At 69.9% G+C, this 19,400-nt stretch carries 1 protein-coding gene; it reads right to left on the reverse strand.

Going from position 1 to position 19,400, the window contains the following annotated elements:
• Positions 1-14 precede the first annotated feature (14 nt).
• Positions 15-19,202 (reverse strand): tandem-95 repeat protein, encoded by a 19,188-nt coding sequence (locus KF892_01365; GenBank protein ID MBX3623633.1) that lies wholly within the window; start codon positions 19,200-19,202, stop codon positions 15-17.
• Positions 19,203-19,400: the final 198 nt, after the last annotated feature.

Raw genomic sequence — 19,400 nt, forward strand, 5'->3', positions numbered from 1 at the left:
CGGCGGGTTTCGCATCAGGTCCCGTCTACTAAGAGCTTCGACTTGTTCAGCAGGTCGTTGATGATCTGCTGGTCGGTCGTCAGCGCGCCGCCGCTCGTCAGGTCGACGTTTTGCAGCACGATCGACTGGTCGACCGCTCCGGCGCTGTAGCCGCTCGAGAACCCGCCGGTGCTGCTGATCGCGATGGTGGTGGTGCCACCGCTCACGGTGAAGTGCAGGTAGTTCGACAGGTTGCCCGCAGCACCGCCGGCCGACGCCTCGCCCTGCAGCAGGTCGCGCAGGTCTAGGACGTCGCCGCCGTTGGCTGGTGTGGCGGTGTTGAAGTCCATGATGATGTCGGACGCTGCGCCCGCACCCGCCGTGCCGCGGTCGGCAAACTCCCAGCGGAAGACGTCGGCCCCGGCGTCGCCGCGCAGCACGTCGTTGCCCGCGCCGCCCACCAGCGTGTCGTCGCCGGCCCCGCCCCGCAGGCCGTCGATGCCGGCGCCGCCGTTCAGGTAGTCGTTGCCGGTGCCGCCGTAGAGGAAGTCGGTGCCGTTCTGGCCGTAGATCACGTCGTTGCCACTGCCGCCGTTGGCCACGTCCGACCAGGTGGTGATCGAGGTGTTGCCCGCGCTGTTGTTGTTGGCGTTGGTGTCGTCGGCTTCGGCGGTGAAGAGGCCGGTGGTCGAACTCGTGAGCGTGGTGTCGTCGGCCAGCGTCATGACACGCGCCGCGGCCACATGGGCCTGCGTCGGCGCGCCACCGCCCACCGGGTGCACCGAGCTGCCGGTGTCGCCGAGGTAGATGGTGTCGTCGCCGGCACCGGCCTGCACGTAGTCGTTGCCGGCGCCGGTGTTGAAGGCCTGGTGGATGGTGCCGGTGGTGTCGGTGCCGCTTTGCGCCGGGATGCTGCCGGTGGCGCCCTGCGTCACGCTGACCGTGAGGCCGGTGCCGACCTGGCTCACCGAGTACACGTCGTTGCCGGCCTGGCCGATGAGGGCGTCGCCGTTGAAGGTGCCGATCTCGGCGAGCGAGGTGGTCGTGCCGGTCGGGTCGACCGTGACCGAGAAGCTGGTCGAGGTGGTGGCCGTGGCGCCGGTGGCGGCCTCGGTCGAGGTAGCCACGGCCGTGAGCGTGGTGCTGCCGGTGTAGCCGCTCGTGAAGGTCATGCTCAGGGTCGAGCGGTTCCAGGTGGTGATGTTCACCGAGGTGGCGGCGCCGCTGGCGGTGAAGGTGTTGGTGCCGTCGGTGAGCACCGCACCCACCGGGATGCCCTGCAGCGTGACCGCCAGCGACTCGGAGCCGTCGGTGTCGACGAGGCTCGCCAGCACCGGCGCGAGGTACACGCGGCTTTGCACGCCCGCGTCGTAGACCACCGGGTAGTAGCCGCCTTCGCCGGTGGTGGCGTTGGGGATGAACGCGCTGCGTTGGCCACCGGCCGCGTCGACCTGGTTGATGCTCTGGAAGAGCAGGAAGTTGGAGGTCGACAGGTCGACCGCGGTGGCCCCATTCACGCTCACGTTCAGGTCGTAGCTGCCGGGGCCGCTCGTGTTGTAGACCATGAACTCGATGCTGTAGTAGCCCGTCACCGTCGGCGTGAAGGTGTTCGAGGTGAAGGTGCCGGCCATCGCCTGACCACTGCCACCCCACTGGCCCGACATCAGCGTGTTCCCACCGACCTCGAGCCGCACCGTGTCGTCGGCGTAGCCGGAGAACACATACGAGGTGCCGGCCTGCATGTAGATGAGGCCCTGCACGCGGTAGGCGTCGTCGGCGGCCACCTGCACGCCGGTGTCGCCGGTGAGGTTTCCGGCCACGCCCACGTTGGTGACGAGTGCGCTGGAGGTCGGCACGGCCGTCTCGATGCCCACTTCGCCCACGTCGGGGTTGGTCGAGCTGGCGCCCGAGGTCAGCGTGGCGATGGCGTTGTAGTAGTCGCGCGAGAGGCCCACCGAGGTGAGCGTCGACAGCGTGCCGGTGACCTGCACCGAGGCGTTGTGCGACACGGTCGGCGCGTCGGCAACCGGCGCGATGTCGATGCGCATCATCGCGGCGGTGCCGTCGAGGGCGCCGTCGTTCGGCGTGAAGGTGAAGCGCGCGTAGTCGGCCTGTTGGTTGCCCACGCTGCTGCCGCCGTAGGCGTCGCTGCCCGACTCGTTGGCATCGGGCACGAAGCGGAACGAGCCCGCGTCGATGGTGGCCTTGGTCACCAGCGTGTTGGCCGCCACGTTGACCCAGGCCGAGCCGTTGTAGACCTGCAGCGTGCCGTCGGCCGGCAGCGTGCTCACGCGGATGCCGAGCGAGCTGCTGGCCGAGTCGATGTCGGTCACGCCGAACTGCGCCCAGTTGAAGACGAGGGCGGTGTCTTCGGTGCCCGAGACAGCCGAGCCGGTGGCCACCGGCGCATCGTTCACCGGGGTCACGTTGATCGTGACCGTGTCGGTGTCGCTCAGCGCGCCGCCCGAGCCGGTGTTGCCGTTGTCGTTGGTCGTCATCGTCAACGAGGCCGCGCCGTTGAAGTTGGCGCTGGGCACGTAGGTGACGTTCGAGGCCAGCGTGGCGTTGATCTGCGCGATCGTGCCGGTGAGGGTGACGCTGCCGGTGCCCGAGTTGGCGATGGTCGCGGTGCCACCGCTCACGGTGAGCGTGCCGTTGGTGACGGCGAGCGTCACGGTCATGCTGCCGCTGCCACCGTCGACGTCGGAAATGGCCAGGCCGGTGATGCTGCGGCTCGTGTCTTCGGCGGTCGTCTGCGTGGCGGGCACGGTGTTGACCGGTGCGTCGTTCACCGCGTTGACGGTGACGTTGACGGTGGCCGTCTCGGTCACGCCGCCCGAGGTGACGGTGTAGCTGAAGCTTGCGGCGCCGTTGTAGTTGGCCGTGGGCGTGTAGATGAGCTGGCCCGAGGCGTTGAGGCTCACCGTGCCGTTGGCCACGGCCACGGCCGGGCCACCGGCCGTGATGGCCGAGCCGTTGATGGCGGTGATGGTGCGCCCGCCGTTCTCGAACGAGTCGTTGGCCAGCACGCTGAGGGTGACGGCGTTGTCTTCGTTGGTGCTCGCGGTGTCGTTGGCGATGTCGACCACCGGGTTGACGGTGATGCCGACCGTGCTCACGACCGGGGGCGCCACGCCGTCGCTGGTGCTGACGGTCAGGGTGGCGGGGCCGTTGTAGTCGGCCGTGTTGGCGTAGGCGGTGCCATTCAGCGCCGCGGTCACCGCGGCCGGGGTGCCGGTGATCTGCACCGAGCCCGTGCCGTTGCCGACCACGATCACGCCCGCGATGGAGCCGAGCGTGAGCGTGCCGTTGTTCACCGAGACGGTGGTGGTCACCGAGCCGCTGTCCACGTCGGCGACGGTGATCGCATTGCCGTTGGCGGCCGAGAAGACGAGCGGTGTGTCTTCCGCGGTGCTCTGGGCCGCGGGCACGGTGTTGACCGGCGCATCGTTGACGGCGGCCACGTGGATGACGGCCGTGGCGGCGGCGCTGCTGCTGGTGCCGTCGTTGACCACCACGCTGATCTGGCGGTCGGTGGTGCTCGGGTTGTCGCTGGTGTTGGCGTAGGTGATCGCGCGGATGGCCGTCTGGTAGGCCGCGAGCGAGGCCGAGCCGGTCAGCGTGACCACGTTGCCCGACACGCTGGCGGTGATGCCCGCGGGCATGCCGCCGGCCGCCAGCACGTCGCCGGCCTGTGCGTTGGTGAGCGTGATGGTGGCGCTGGCCAGTGTGGTCGAGTCGACGTCGGTGATCGCGATATCGATGTCGGCGATGGCGACCGGGCTGCCGTTTTCGGTGAAGGTGGCGCTGTAGTCGTTGCCGCCGGCGGTGGAGTTGTTGCCGTCGAGGTCGATGGCGGGCGGTGCGTCGTTGTCGACGATGCTGCCCACGCCTTGCGTGTCGGAGATGGTCGCGTTGCTCGCGCCAATCAGGTTGACGAAGAACGTTTCGGTGGCTTCGGTCAGCGAGTCGTTCGTGATCGCGACGGTGATGGTCTGCGAGGTCACGCCCGGGGTGAAGGTGAGCGTGCCGGTGGTGGAGGTGTAGTCGCTGCCGGCGGTGGCGGTGCCGTTGCCGGTGTTGTAGCCGACGCTGACCGTCTGGCCCGAGGCGGCCGACAGCGTGACGGTGAAGGTCGCGGTGCCCGCGGCCTCGTTGACCGTCACGTCGTTGATCGAGAGCGTTGGCGTCGCGTCGTCGTCGAGGAGGGTCGCCGTGCCGCTGGCCGCGCCGTTGGTGGTGGTGCCGGCGGTGCGGGTGGCGGTGAGGCTGAAGGTTTCGTCGATCTCGTCGAGCGTGTCGTTGGTGATCGGCGCACGCACCAGCACGCTGGTGGCGCCGGCCGCGATGGTGGCGCTGCTGGCGTTGACCCAGTTGGTGCCGCCGTCGGTCGAGACCTGCAGCGTGGTGCCGTAGTCGGTGCCCGCGGTGGCCGTGCCGGCCGTCGTCGACAGCGACACGGTGGTGGCGGTGGCCGACGGGTTGGACAGGCTCACCGTGAACTGCGCGTAGCCGCTGCCCTCGGCGAACGAAGCGCTCGAGACGGCGAGCGTCGGCGTGTCGTTGTCGGTGCCGCCGGCGCCCGTGCCGTCGTCGCGGATGGTGCCCACGCCGAGGCTGTCGGCGATGGTGGCGTTGCTCGCGTTCGACAGGTTGACGTTGAAGGTCTCGCTGCCTTCGTAAGTGCCGTCGTTGAGGATCGGCACGGTGATGGTCTGTGAGGTCACGCCCGGGGTGAAGACGAGCGTGCCGCTGGCGGCGGTGTAGTCGCTGCCGGCGGTGGCGGTGCCGTCGCCGGTGCCGTAGTTGACGCTGACCGTCTGGCCCGAGGCGGCCGAGAGGGTGACGGTGAAGGTCGCGGTGCCGGCCGCTTCGTTGACGGTCACGTCGTTGACGGTGAGCGACGGGGCGGCATCGTCGTCGTTGATGGTGCCGGTGCCCGAAGTGCCGCCGACGGTCAGCGTGTAAGTCTCGTTCGCTTCGTTCAGGGTGTCGGCCGTGGTGGGCACGCTCACGGTGAACGAGGTGACGCCGGCCGGCACGGTGATGGTGCCGCCCGAGACGGTCACGCCGTTGCTGAAGTTGGCATTGGTGAGCGCGCTCGTGTAGTCGGCGCCCGAGGCGGTGCCGTTGGTGAACGAGAGCGCGTAGGTCGTGGCGACCGACGAGGCGTTGCTCAGCGTGACGGTGTGCAGGATGTTCGAGGCCTCGGTGGCCGCAGCGCTGCTCACCGACGAGATCGTGGGTGCGTTGTCGTCGTCGTTGATGGTGCCGACGCCGGTGACGCCGCCGACCGAGAGGTTGTAGGTCTCGTTGGGTTCGTCGATCGTGTCTTGCGTGGAAGGCACGGTGACGGTGAAGCTCGTGACGCCGGCCGGCACGATGAGGTTGCCGCCCGAGAGGGTGACGCCGTTGCTGAAGGTCGGCGTGCCGTAGTCGGTGCCGCCGCCGGTGGCGGTGCCGCCACCCAGCGTGTAGGCAAAGCTCGTGGCCACGCTCGACGCATTGGTGAGCGTGACGGTGTGGACGAGGCTCGCGCCTTCCGTCGCCGACGCTGCCGACACCGAAGCGATCGTCGGCGCGTTGTCGTCGTCGTTGATCGTGCCCACAGCGGTGACGCCGCCGACGGAGAGGTTGTAGGTCTCGTTGGGTTCGTCGATCGTGTCTTGCGTGGAAGGCACGGTGACGGTGAAGCTCGTCACACCAGCCGGCACGATGAGGTTGCCGCCCGAGAGGGTGACGCCGTTGCTGAAGGTCGGCGTGCCGTAGTCGGTGCCGCCGCCGGTGGCGGTGCCGCCACCCAGGGTGTAGGCAAAGCTCGTGGCCACGCTCGACGCGTTGGTGAGCGTGACGGTGTGGACGAGGCTCGCGCCTTCCGTCGCCGACGCTGCCGAGACGGAAGCGATCGTCGGCGCGTTGTCGTCGTCGTTGATCGTGCCCACAGCGGTGACGCCGCCGACGGAGAGGTTGTAGGTCTCGTTGGGTTCGTCGATCGTGTCTTGCGTGGAAGGCACGGTGACGGTGAAGCTCGTCACACCAGCCGGCACGATGAGGTTGCCGGCCGAGAGGGTGACACCGTTGCTGAAGGTCGGCGTGCCGTAGTCGGCACCGCCGCCGGTGGCGGTGCCGCCACCCAGCGTGTAGGCGAACGAGGTCGCCACCGACGAGGCATTGCTCAGCGTCACCGTGTGCACGAGGGCCGTGCCCTCGATCTGGGTGGCGGCGCTGACGGTGGCCACGGTGGGCGCTGCGTCATCGTCGGTGATCGTGCCCGTGCCGGCGCTCGAGCCGATGTTGAGGGTGTAGGTTTCGTCGGCCTCGTCGATGGTGTCGGCCGTGGTCGGCACGGTGACGGTGAACGAGGTCACGCCGGCCGGCACGGTGATGGTGCCGCCGGAGAAGGTCACGCCGTTGCTGAAGCTGGCGTTGGTGAGGGCACTGGTGTAGTCGGCCGCCGACGCGGTCCCGTTGGTGAACGACAGCGAGTAGGTGGTCGCGACCGACGACGGGTTGCTCAGCGTGACGGTGTGGACGATGCTGGTCGCCTCGACCGCGCTCGCGTCGGAGACCGACGCGATGGTGGGGGCGTTGTCGTCGTCGGTGATGGTGCCGAGGGCGTTGACGCCGCCGACGCTCAGGTTGTAGGTCTCGGAGGCGCCTTCGTCGATCGTGTCCTGGGTGGTCGGCACGGTGACGGTGAACGAGGTCACGCCGGCCGGCACGATCAAGTTGCCGCCGGAGAGCGTGACGCCATTGCTGAAGCTGGGCGGTGCGGTGTAGTCGCTGCCGCTGGTGGCGGTGCCGCCGCCGAGCGTGTAGGCGTAGCTCGTGGCGACCGACGAGGCGTTCGTCAGCGTCACGGTGTGCACGAGTGCCGTGCCTTCGACCTGCGTTGCCGCCGAGACGCTGCTCACGGTGGGTGCCGCGTCGTCGTCGCCGATGGTGCCGAGGGCGGCCACGCCGCCCACCGACAGGTTGTAGGTCTCGTTGGGTTCGTCGACCGTGTCTTGCGTGCTGGGCACGGTGACGGTGAAGCTCGTGACGCCCGCCGGCACGATGAGGTTGCCGCCCGACAGCGTGACGCCGTTGCTGAAGGTGGCGCTGCCGTAGTCGACGCCCGCGGTGGCGGTGCCGCCACCGAGCGTGTAAGCGAAGCTCGTGGACGAGCTGGAGGCGTTGCTCAGGGTGACCGTGTGCACGAGGTTCGTGCCTTCGGCGGCCGCGGCGGCCGACACCGTGGCGATGGTCGGCGCCGCGTCGTCGTCGAGCACGGTGCCGGTGGCGGCCACGCCGCCCACGTTGAGCGTGTAGGTCTCGTCGGCTTCGTCGATGGTGTCGGCGAGGGTCGGCACGCTCACGGTGAACGAGGTGACGCCGGCCGGCACGGTGATCACACCGCCCGAGATCGTCACGCCGTTGCTGAACGACGCATTCGTGAGCGTGGCGGTGTAGTCGGTGCCGCCGGTGGCGGTGCCATCGGCGAGCGAGAGCGAGTAGGTGGTCGGCGTGGCCGACGGGTTCGACAGCGTCACCGTGTGCACGACGCTCACCGTCTCGACGGCGCTGGCCGCCGACACGGTGGCGATGGCCGACACGTCGTTGTCGACGATGCCGGTGGAGACCGAGGCGTTGCTGCCGCTCACCACCAGGTTCTCGAAGTTGCCGCCCGTCGCGTTGTCGATGGTGACGGTGAAGCTTTCGGCGCCTTCGGCGAGGTTGTCGTCGATCGTCGCGACGTTGAAGCTGGCCGCGCTGCTGCCGGCCGGGATGGTGACGGTGGTGACGCCGGAGAAGTCACTGCCATCGGCCGCGGTGCCGCTGTAGCGCAGCGTCACCGTCACGCCCGCGCCCTGGGCCGGGCTCGTGAGCGAGAGGGTGTACGTGGCCGAGGCGCCTTCGCTCACCGATGCGGAGCCGCTCAGGCTGAGCGTGGTGGTGTCGAGGGTGTCGGTGACGCTCGTGACCGCCGGGGCGCTGCTGTGCACCAGCGATTCGAAGCCGCCGCCGCTCGCGCCGGTGATGTTGACCGACACGTTGCCGGCATCGGTGTAGACGTCTTCGCCCGGGGCCGGCACGGAGATGCTGGCGCTCGAGCTGCCGGCCGGGATGACGATCTGCTGGCTGTTCGACAGCTGGACCGTCACGTCCGTCTGCGCCACGCTCGTGAGCTGGGCGGTGTAGACGATGTTGCCGCCCTCGGCGACGGTGTTGGTGGCGCTCAGCGACACGGTGGTCACGTCGGCCGGGGTCTCGTCGTTGATGACGGTGGTGACGCTGCTGGCCGCACCGTTGGCGGCGATGGCCTCGAAGCCGCCACCGCCGATGCTGCCCAGCGAGACGACGATGGTGTCGCCCGAATCGGCGATCACGTCGTCGAGCGTGGCGAGGTTGAAGGTGGCACTGGTGGCGCCGGCGGGAATGGTGACGCTGACCACGCGGTTGTAGTCGCTGCCATCGACGGCGGTGCCGGCGTAGTTGAGGTTGACGGTCACCGGGGTGACGGCGGCTTGGCCGAGCGTCACGGTGTAGTTGCCGGTGGTGGCGCCTTCGGTCACGCTGCCCGGGCCGGCCAGGCTCACGAGCACGGTGTCGGGGGTGGCTTCTTCGACCAGCGTCGTCGTGACGCTGCTGGCCGGGCCGACCGCGAGGTTCTCGAAGTTGCCGCCGGTCGCGCCCGCGATGGTGACGATCACGGTCTCGCCCGAGTCGGCCAAGGCGTCGTCGAGCGCGGCCACGCTGAAGGTGGCCGAGGTGGCACCCGCCGGGATGGTGACGGTGGTCACGCCGCTGCGGTCGGCCGCGCTGGCCGAGCCGCTGTAGGCGAGGGTCACGGTCACGTCGGTTTGTGCCGGGTTCGTGAGCGTGAGGGTGTAGGTGCCGCTCGTGCCTTCGGTCAGGGTGCCGGGGCCGCCGATGTTGACGGTGGTGGTGTCGACCGTGTCGACGATGCTGGTCACCGCCGGGGTCGGGTCGACCGACAGCGCAATGCCGCCGCCCGAGGTGCCGGTGATGGTGGCGCTGACGCTCGTGGGGTCGACGTACACGTCGTCGCTCGTGGCGACGGGCACGGTCACGCTGCCGGTCAGGGCACCGGCATTGATGTGGATGGTCTGGCCGTTCGACAGGGTCACGTCGAGGGCCGTCACCGGCGCTTGCGTGAGCGTGGCCGTGTAGACGATGGTGCCGCCCGCTTCGGTCAGCGTCGGCGTGGCCGAGAGGGTGAGGGTGGAGATGTCGTTGTCGACGATGCCGGTCGTGACCGAGCCGGCGCTGCTGCTGACGGCCAGGTTCTCGAAGTTGCCGCCGGTGGCGGTGGCAATGGTGATGGTGAAGCTCTCGGCGCCCTCGGCCAGCGCGTCGTCGATCGTGGCGACGCTGAAGTTGGCCGAGCTGCTGCCCGCCGGGATGGTGACGGTGGTGGTGCCGGTGAAGTCGCTGCCGTCGGCGGCGGTGCCGCTGTAGCTGAGCGTCACGGTGACCGGGGTGGTCTGCGCCGGGCTCGTGAGCGAGACGGTGTAGCTGCCCGACGCGCCTTCGGCCACCGAGCCCGAGCCCGAGAGGCTCACGGTCGTGGTGTTGATCGTGTCGGTGATGCTCGTGGCGACCGGCGTGTTGTCGGCGACGAGGTTCTCGAAGTTGCCGCCGGTGGCGCCGGTGATGTGCGCCGAGACGGTGCTGGCGTCGAGGTACACGTCATCGGTGGGGGCAAGCACCGAGATGCTGCCCGACGAGGCACCGGCCGCGATGTTGATCTGCGCGCCGTTGCTGAGGGTGATCGTCACCGGCGAGCCGGCCGCGGCGTTGAGGCTCGCGGTGTAGACGATGGAGCCGCCTTCGGCCACGCTCGGCGTGGCGGTGAGGGTGGCGGTCGTGGTGTCGACCGTGTCGGTGACGCTGGTGACGGCCGCCGTCGGGCTGATCGCCAGGTTCTCGAAGTTGCCGCCGGTGGCGGTGGTGATCGTGGCCGACACATTGCCCGCGTCGACGAGCGCGTCGTCGGCCGGCGCAGCGACCGTGACCGTGCCGGTGGAGGCGCCGGCCAGGATGGTGATCTGCGCGTTGTTCGACAGCGTGATCGTGACGTCGGTGCCTGCCGGGTTGTTCAGCGAGGCGGTGTAGACGATGTTGCCGCCCTCGGCCACGCTGCCGGTGGCGGTGAGCGACACGGTCGTGGTGTCGATCGTGTCGGTGATGCTCGTGGTGGCGGGGGCGCTGTTGACCGAGAGGTTCTCGAAGTTGCCGCCGCTGGTGCCGGCGATGCTCGCCGACACGCTGCCCGCGTCGATGAGCGCATCGTCGGTGGGCGCGGCCACGCTGATGCTGGCCGACGAGCTGCCGGCCGGGATGGTGATGGTCTGGCTGTTCGACAGCGTGACCACGAGGTCGGTGCCCGCCGGGCTCGTGAGCGAGGCGGTGTAGACGATGCTGCCGCCTTCGGCCACGGTGCCGGTGGCCGAGAGGGTGAGCGTCGTCGTGCCGATGGTGTCGGTCACCGCGGTGGTGGCCGGCGCCGGGTTGATGGCGAGGGCCTCGAAGTTGCCGCCGGTCGCGCTGGCGATGGAGGCCGAGACCGGGCCGGCGTCGATCACGAAGTCGTCGGCCGGCGCCGGCACGGTGACGGTGCCCGTCGAGTTGCCCGCGAGGATGGTGATGACCGCGCTGTTCGACAGCGTGACGGTCACGTTCGTGCCCGCCGGGTGGTTCAGCGAAGCGGTGTAGACGATGTTGCCGCCCTCGGCCACGGTGGGTGTGGCGGTGAGGCTGACGGTGGTGGTGTCGATCGTGTCGGTGACGGCGGTCGCCGCCGGCGTGGTGTCAACCACCAGCTGCTCGAAGTTGCCGCCGTTCACGGTGGCGATGCTGGCGCTGACGGTGCTGGCATCGAGCAGCACGTCGTCGACCGGCGCGGGCACGCTCACGCTGCCCGACGAGGTGCCGGCCAGGATGGTGATGGTCGCGTTGTTCGACAGCGTGACGGTGAGGTCGCTGCCCGCAGGGCTCGTGAGCGAAGCGGTGTAGACGATGTTGCCGCCCTCGGCCACGGTGGCCGTGGCGCTGAGCGAGACGGTCGTGGTGTCGATCGTGTCGGTGACGGTGGTGGTGGCCGCAGCCGGGTCCACCACCAGGTTTTCGAAGCCGCCGCCCGTGGCGCTGGCGATGGTGAGCGAGACCGGGCCCGCGTCGACCACGGCATCGTCGCCCGGGGCCGGCAGCGTGAGCGTGGCGCTCGACGCATTGGTGGGAATGGTGATCGTCTGGTTGTTCGACAGCGTGACGGTCACGGCCGAGGCCGCCGGGCTCGTGAGCGTGGCGGTGTAGACGATGTTGCCGCCCTCGGCCACGCTCGGCGTGGCAGTGAGGGTGACGGTGGTGGTGTCGACCGTGTCGGTGACGGCGGTCACGGCCGCGGCCGGGTTGGCGACCAGGCTTTCGAAGTTGCCGCCGCTGGTGGCGGTGATCGTGGCCGAGACGTTGCCGGCGTCGGCATACACGTCGTCGGTGGGCGCCGGGACGGACACGCTGTTCGACGAGGTGCCGGCCGCGATGACGATCTGCGCGCCGTTCGACAGCGTCACGGTCACGTCGGTGCCCGCGGCGTTGTTCAGCGTCGCGGTGTAGACGATGTTGCCGCCTTCGGCCACGGTGGGCGAGGCGGTGAGCGTGACGGTGGTGGTGTCGACCGTGTCGGTGACGGTGGTGACGGCCGGGGCCGGGTTGCGCACCAGCGACTCGAAGTTGCCGCCGCTGGCGGAGGTGATGCTGAGCGAGACCGAGCCGGTGTCGACGAGCGCATCGTCGCCTGGGGCGGCGAGCGTGAGCGTGCCGGTGGTGGCACCGGTGGCGATGGTGATCTGCTGGCCGTTCGACAGGTTGACGGTGACCGGCGACTGCGCCGCGCTCGTGAGCGTGGCGGTGTAGACGATGGAGCCGCCTTCGGCGACGGTCGGCGTGGCCGAGAGCGACACGGTGGTGGTGTCGATCGTGTCGTTGACCGCGGTCGTGGCAGGCGTCGGGTCGATGTTGAGCGCGATGCCGCCGCCGCTCGTGCCAGTGATGGTGGCGCTGATGCTCGTCGGGTCGACGTAGACGTCTTCGTTCGCGGCGACGGGCACGGTGACGGTGCCGCTCAGCGAGCCGGCGGTCACGGTGATCGTGGCGCCGTTGGAGAGGGTGACCGTCAGGTCGGACACCGGTGCCTGCGTGAGCGAGGCGGTGTAGACGATGCTGCCACCGGCTTCGGTGATCGCGTTGGTGGCCGAGAGGCTCACCACCGAGACGTCGTTGTCGACGATGCCGGTGGTCACGCTGCCGTTGGTGGCGCTCACCACCAGGTTCTCGAAGTTGCCGCCGGTGGCGCTGCCGATCGCGACGGTGAAGTTCTCGCTGCCTTCGGCGGCGGCGTCGTCGATCGTGGCGACGCTGAAGTTGGCCGAGCTGGCGCCCGCCGGGATGGTGACGGTGGTGACGCCGGTGAAGTCGCTCCCGTCGGCGGCCGTGCCGCTGTAGGTCAGCGTGACGGTGACGGCGGTCTGCGCCACGTTCGTCAGCGAGACGGTGTAGCTGCCAGCCTGGCCTTCGATCACCGAGCCCGAGCCGCTGAGGCTCACGGTGGTGGTGTCGAGCGTGTCGCTGACGGTGGTGGTGGCGGGCGTGGCATCGAACGCGAGGTTCTCGAAGTTGCCACCGGTGGCGCCGGTGATGCGGTTGCTCACCGAGCCGGCGTCGACCACGGCGTCGTCGGCCGGCGCGGGCACGGTGACGGAGCCGCTGGACGCGCCGCTCAGGATGGTGATGGTGGCGCCGCTCTGCAGCGTGACGGTCACGTTGCCTTGCGCGGGCGCGGTGAGCGAGGCGGTGTAGACGATGCTGCCGCCTTCGGCCACGGCCGGCGTGGCGGTGAGCGAGACGGTGGTGGTGTCGAGCGTGTCGCTGACGGTGGTGAGCACCGGTGTGGCGTCGACCGCGAGGTTTTCGAAGTTGCCGCCGCTCGCGGAGTCGATGCGCACCGAGACATTCCCGGCGTCGTTGTAGACGTCGTCGGTCGGCGCGGGCACGGTGATGGAGCCACTGCTGGCGCCGGCTGCGATGGTGATGAGCGCGTTGTTCGACAGGCGCACCGTCACCGCGGTGTCGGCGGGGGCGGTGAGCGAGGCGGTGTAGACGATGCTGCCGCCTTCGGCGACCGACGGTGTGCCGGTGAGCGAGACGGTGGTGGTGTCGACGGTGTCGGTGACGGCAGTGACCGCCGGCGTGGCGTTGACCGCCAGGGCTTCGAAGTTGCCACCGGTCGCGCCGGTGATGTGCAGGCTCACGGAGCCGGCGTCGACGATCACGTCGTCGCCCGGGGCCGGCAGCGAGATCGAGGCCGAGCTGGCGCCGGCCGGGATGGTGATGGTGCTGTTGTCCGACAGCGTGACCGTCACCGCCGTCTGGGCGGGCGAGGTGAGGCTCGCGGTGTAGGTGATGTTGCCGCCCTCGGCGACCGTGCTGCTGGCGGTCAGCGAGACGGTGGTGGTGCCGATCGTGTCGCTGACGGCGGTGACCGCCGGCGTGCTGTTGACCGCCAGGTTTTCGAAGTTGCCGCCGGCGGCCGAGACGATGCGGTCGGACACGTTGGCCGCGTCCACGTACACGTCTTCGCCCGGCGCGGGCACGGTGATGGAGGCGCTGGCCGCGCCGTTCGGGATGGTGATGGTCGCGCCGCTTTGCAGCGTGACAGTCACCGGGCCTTGCGCCAGCGAGGTGAGCGAGGCGGTGTAGACGATGCTGCCGCCTTCGGCCACGGCCGGCGTGGCGGTGAGCGAGACGGTGGTGGTGTCGACCGTGTCGGTGATCGCGGTGATGGCCGCGGCCGGGTTGACGGTCAGGTTCTCGAAGTCGCCGCCGGTGGCGGTGCTGATGGTGGCCGAGACGCTGCCGGCGTCGGTGTAGACGTCGTCGGTGGGCGCGGCGACCGACACCGTGCCGGTGCTGGCCCCGGCGGCGATGGTGATCGTGGCGTTGTTCGACAGCGTGACCGTCACCGCCGACTGGGCCGGCGCGCTGAGCGTCGCGGTGTAGACGATGTTGCCGCCTTCGGCCACGGCCGGCGAGGCGGTGAGGGTGACGGTGCTGTTGTCGACCGTGTCGGTGATGGTCGTCACCGCGGCGGCCGGGTTGCGCACCAGGCTTTCGAAGTTGCCGCCGCTGGCGCCTGCGATGGTGACCGACACCGAACCGGCATCCAGGTACACGTCGTCGGTGGGCGCGGCCACCGGCACCGAGCCGCTGCTCGTGTTGGCGAGGATGGTGATCGTGGCGCCGTTCGAGAGCGTGACCGTCACGTCGCTCTGCGCCGGGGCGCTGAGGGTGGCGGTGTAGACGATGTTGCCGCCTTCGGCGACGCTCGGCGTGGCGGTGAGGGTGACGGTGCTCGTGTCCGTCGTGTCGCTCACGGCCGTCACCGCCGGGGCCGGGTTGATGGCCAGGTTCTCGAAGTTGCCACCGTTGGCGCTGGTGATGGTGACCGAGGTGTTGCCGGCGTCGACGTACACGTCTTCGGCCGGTGCGGGCACGGTCACCGTGCCGGTGCTGGCACCGGCGGCGATGGTGATGGTGGCGTTGTTCGACAGCGTGACCGTCACGTCGGTCTGCGCTGGCGAGGTGAGGCTCGCGGTGTAGACGATCGTGCCGCCTTCAGCGACGGCCGGCGTGGCGGTCAGCGAGACGGTGGTGGTGTCGACCGTGTCGGTGATCGTGGTCACGGCCGGGGCCGGGGCCACTTGCAGCGACTCGAAGTTGCCGCCGCTGGCGTTGGTGATCGTGGCCGAGACGGAGCCTGCGTCGACATGCACGTCATCGGTCGGCGCGGCGACCGACACCGTGGCTTGCGTGGCACCGGCGGCGATGGTGAGGGTGGCGCCGTTCGAGAGCGTCACCGACACCGGCGTTTGCGCGGCGTTGCTCAGCGTGGCGGTGTAGACGATGTTGCCGCCTTCGGCGACCGTGTTGCTGGCGGTGAGCGTCAGCGTGGTGGTGTCGATCGTGTCGGTGACGGTGGTGACCGCGGGCACCGGGTCGATGGCGAGCGGAATGCCGCCGCCCGAGGTGCTGGCGATGGTGGCGCTGATGCTCGTCGGGTCGACGTACACGTCATCGCTCGCGGCGACGGGCACGCTCGCCGTGCCGCTAAGGGCGCCGGCCGCGATGGTGATCACCGCGCCGTTGGAGAGGGTGACGTCGAGCGCCGTGGTCGGCGCCTGCGTGACGCTGGCGGTGTAGACGATGCTGCCGCCTGCCTCGGTGAGCGTGGGCGTGGCGCTGAGGCTCACCGTCGAGATGTCGTTGTCGACGATGCCGGTGGTCACCGAGCCATTGGCCCCGCTCACCACCAGGCTCTCGAAGTTGCCGCCCGTGGCGGCGCCGATGGCGACGGTGAAGCTCTCGGGGCCTTCGGCGAGGGCGTCGTCGATGGCCGCGATGGAGAAGCTGGCCGAGCTGCTGCCGGCCGGGATGGTGACGGTGGTGGTGCCGGTGAAGTCGGCGCCGTTGGCGGCGGTGCCGGTGTAGGTCAGGGTGACCGTGACGTCGGCTTGCGCCACGCTCGTGAGCGAGACGGTGTAGGCGGCGGTGCCGGCTTCGGAGAGCGTCGGGTCGCCGGTGAGGCTCACCGTGGTGGCGTCGAGCGTGTCGGTGACGGTGGTGCTGGCGGCGGCCGGGTTGACCTGCAGCGACTCGAAGTTGCCGCCGGTGGCGCTGGCGATGGTCTGCGAGACGGTGCCGGCGTCGAGATAAACGTCGTCGGTGGGCGCGGCCACGTTGACCGTGCCCGAAGAGGCACCGGCCGCGATGTTGATGATGGAGCCGTTGGCCAGCGTCACGACCACCGCGGTCTGCGCGGCCGACGAGAGCGTGGCGGTGTAGACGATGGTGCCGCCTTCGGCCACGCTCGGCGTGGCGGAGAGGGTGACGGTGGAGACGTCGGCGTCGTCGGTGACGGTCGTGCTGACGGTGCTCGTGGTGGCGAGCGCTTCATACGAGCCGCCGCTCGTGCCGGTGATGCCCACGCTGAAGCTCTGCGCGCCCTGCACGAAGTGGTCGTCGGCACGCACCGCGAAGGGCGCGCTGTCGGCCGTGCTCTGGCCGACGGGGATGGTGATGGTCTGGCCGTTGGTGAGCGAAATGGTCAGCGGGGCGCCCACCACGGGCGCACTCACGCTGGCGGTGTAGACCACGCTGCCGCCTTCGGCCACGCTGGCGGCGGAAGAGGTGAGGGTGACGGTCGACACGTCGGCGTCGTCGCTCACGGTCGTGACGGCCGAGCCGGTGGGCGTCAAGGCTTCGAAGTTGCCGCCGGTGCTGCCCGTCACGGTGACGGTGAGCGTGTCGTCGGGTTGCACGTGCACGTCGTCGGCGCGCACGTTGAACGCGGCAGTGCTGGCGCTGCTCGCGCCGACCGGGAGGGTGACGCTCTGGCCGTTGCTGAGCGTCACGGTGAGCGGCGAGCCGCTCACGGCATTGCTGAGCGAGACGGTGTAGACGATGGAGCCGCCCTCGGTCACGTTGGCCGCCGAGGCGCTCACGGTGACGGTGGTCGGGTCGGCGTCGTCGGTGACGGTGGTGCTCACCGAGCTGCCGGCGGTGATGGCTTCAAAGTTGCCGCCGCTCGTCGTCGTGATGCCGACGTTGAGCGTGTCGGTGCCTTGCGCTTCGGCGTCGTCCGCGCGCACGGCGAACGGGGCCGAGCTGGCGCTGCTCGCGCCGACGGGAATGGTGATGGTCTGGCCGTTGCTGAGCGTCAGCACCACCGGCGAGCCGGTGACCACGTTGTTGAGCGTGGCGGTGTAGACGATGCTGCCGCCTTCGGTGACCGAGGCGGCCGAGGCGGTGAGGGTGGCGGTGGTGGCGTCGGTGTCGTCCGTCACCACGGTGGTGGCGGTGCCGCTCGTGGCGAGCGCTTCATAGGCGCCGCCGGTGGTGCCGGTGACGCTCACGCTGAGCGTCTGGTCGCCCTGGGCGTAGGCATCGTCGGCGCGCACGGCGAACGGGGCCGAGCTGGCGCTGCTCGCGCCCACGGGGATGGTGATGGTCTGGCCGTTGCTGAGCGTCACGACCAGCGGCGAGCCGGTGACCGGCGCGGTGACGCTCGCGGTGTAGGTGACGCTGCCCCCTTCGGTCACGCTGGCTGCAGACGCACTGAGGGTGAGCGTGCTGCCGTCGGCGTTGTCGGTGACGGTGGTGCTGGGCGTGCCGGTGGCGCTGAGCGATTCGTAGCTGCCGCCGGTGGTGCCGGTGATGCTGGCAGTGACGGTCTCGGTGCCTTGCACCTGCGAGTCATCAGGGCGCACGGCGATCGGGGCCGAGCTGGCGCTGCTCGCGCCGACCGGGATCGTGATGGTGGCGCCGTTGGAGAGCGTCACGACCAGCGGGCTGCCGGCAACGGGCGCGCTCGTGGTGGCGGTGTAGGTGATGCTGCCGCCTTCCACCACGCTCGCGGCCGAGGCGGTGAGGGTGACGGTGGAGACGTCGGCGTCGTCGGTGACGGTGGTCGTCGCGGTGCCGCTCGGGGTGACGGCTTCGAAGTTGCCGCCGGTGGTGCCGGTGATGTTGACGGTGAGCGTCTCGGTGCCTTGCACTTGCGCGTCGTCGCCGCGCACCGCGAAGGGCGCGCTCGCGCCGCTGCTCGCGCCGACCGGGATGGTGATGGTCTGCCCGTTCGAGAGCGTGACGACGAGCGGCGAGCTCGTCACCGGGCTCGTGAGCGTGGCGGTGTAGACGATGCTGCCGCCTTCGGTGACCGAGGCGGCGGAGGCGCTGAGCGAGACGGTGGTGCTGTCGGCATCGTCGCTCACGCTGGTGGCCACGGTGCTGGTGGTGACGAGCGAGGAGAAGTTGCCGCCGGTGGTGGCGGTGACGCCGATGGTCTGCGTCTGCGTGCCTTGCACGTAGGCATCGTCGGCGCGCGGCACGACGGGCGTGCTGCTCCCGCTCGTCTGGCCGACGGGAATGGTGATGCTGCTGCCGTTCGACAGCGTGATCACGAGCGCGGCGCCGGCGACCGGGTGGTCGACGGTGGCGGTGTAGACGACGCTGCCGCCTTCGGCCACGGCCGGGGCCGAGCTCGAGAGCGTGACGGTGGTGGGCACCGGCGTCACGTTGACCTGCGCGACGGCGGCAGACGAGCTGGCGCCTTCGTTGTCGGTGACGGTGAAGCCGATGGGCGTGCTGCCGGTGAAGCCGGGGTTGGGCACGAACACCAGGTTCGCGGCCTGGGCCGGGGTGAGGGCGGTGCCGGGCACGACCGGCGTCACGCCGTCGGCGAGGAAGAGGCTGCCACCCGCAGGCGGGCTGGTGACGGTGATGGCGGTGACGGTGCCATCGATATCAGTACCCGCCAGGCTGACCGGGATGCTGCTGTATTCAGGGCCGGCGGTCGCGATGCCGGCGTTGGCGAGCGGCGTGTCGTTGACCGGCAGCACGGTGATCGACACCGTTTCGACGGCCGAGACCGAACCCCGGTCGTCGGTGACGGTGAATTCGACGACCACGCCGCCGTTGAAATCGGGCGCGGGGCGGAACACGAGGCCCGCGGCCTGGGCCGGGGTGAGCACCTGGCCGGCGGTGACGGCGGTCACGCCGTCGGCCAGCAGCAGCGTGCCGTTGGCCGGGAGGTTGACGATGGTGACGGCGGTGACGGTGCCGTCGGTGTCGGTGCCGCCGAGCGAGATGGGCAGGGTCGCGTCTTCGTTGCCCGACACGGTGGCCGGGGTGGCGCTGGGGCGGTCGTTGGGCGTGGCCGGGGTGGCCGCAGCCTGGTTCTCGGGCGCGGTGGCGGTGGTGAACGTGGGCACGGTGCCGGCCGGCTCCACACCCGCGGTCTGTGCGAGCGAGACGGGCGTCACGTCTTCGGCGATGCGGCCCACGCGCAGGCCGGGCTGCAGGCCGCCGCCATCGGCGCCGGTCAGGCCGGCGGCCGGTGCCGTTTGCGCGTCAGGGTCGTTCAGCTCGGCGATCACGCGGTCGATCTCGTCGTCCGTCGGCGCGGCGGGCTTGGCGGCGAGGCCGGGCGCGTCGGGCAGCGGCGTGAGTTGCACCAGGCCGTCTTGCGTCGTGAGGATCACGTCGCCCTTGTGGACTTCATCGCCCATCTTCAAGGGGACGAGTTTTCCGTTGGGCATGCGGCGAAGCGCAGAGCCCCACAGGCCGGTCACTTTGCCATTGACGGTTTGAACGATGGTGGGCATGAAAAAACCTCGGACGCAATACCACTCAGGATGCCGTCGAGGATAGCCCGCGCCTGTTTGCTTATGGTCTTTTCCGCAGGCCGTTTGTGTGAACTGAATCGCATCAAACGCCGGATTCGGCGCGCATAAGCGGGCGCTTCCGGTGGCTGTGATTTATGCACGGATGCCGCCTGCAACCGTTATCGGCCGGGTTTTCTG

Source organism: Rhizobacter sp. (assembly GCA_019635355.1).
Classification (GTDB): Bacteria; Pseudomonadota; Gammaproteobacteria; order Burkholderiales; family Burkholderiaceae_C; genus Rhizobacter.

Excerpts from the sequence above, each read along its gene's own strand:
- KF892_01365 (MBX3623633.1), bottom strand. The coding sequence starts at position 19,202 with ATGCCCACCATCGTTCAAACCGTCAATGGCAAAGTGACCGGCCTGTGG.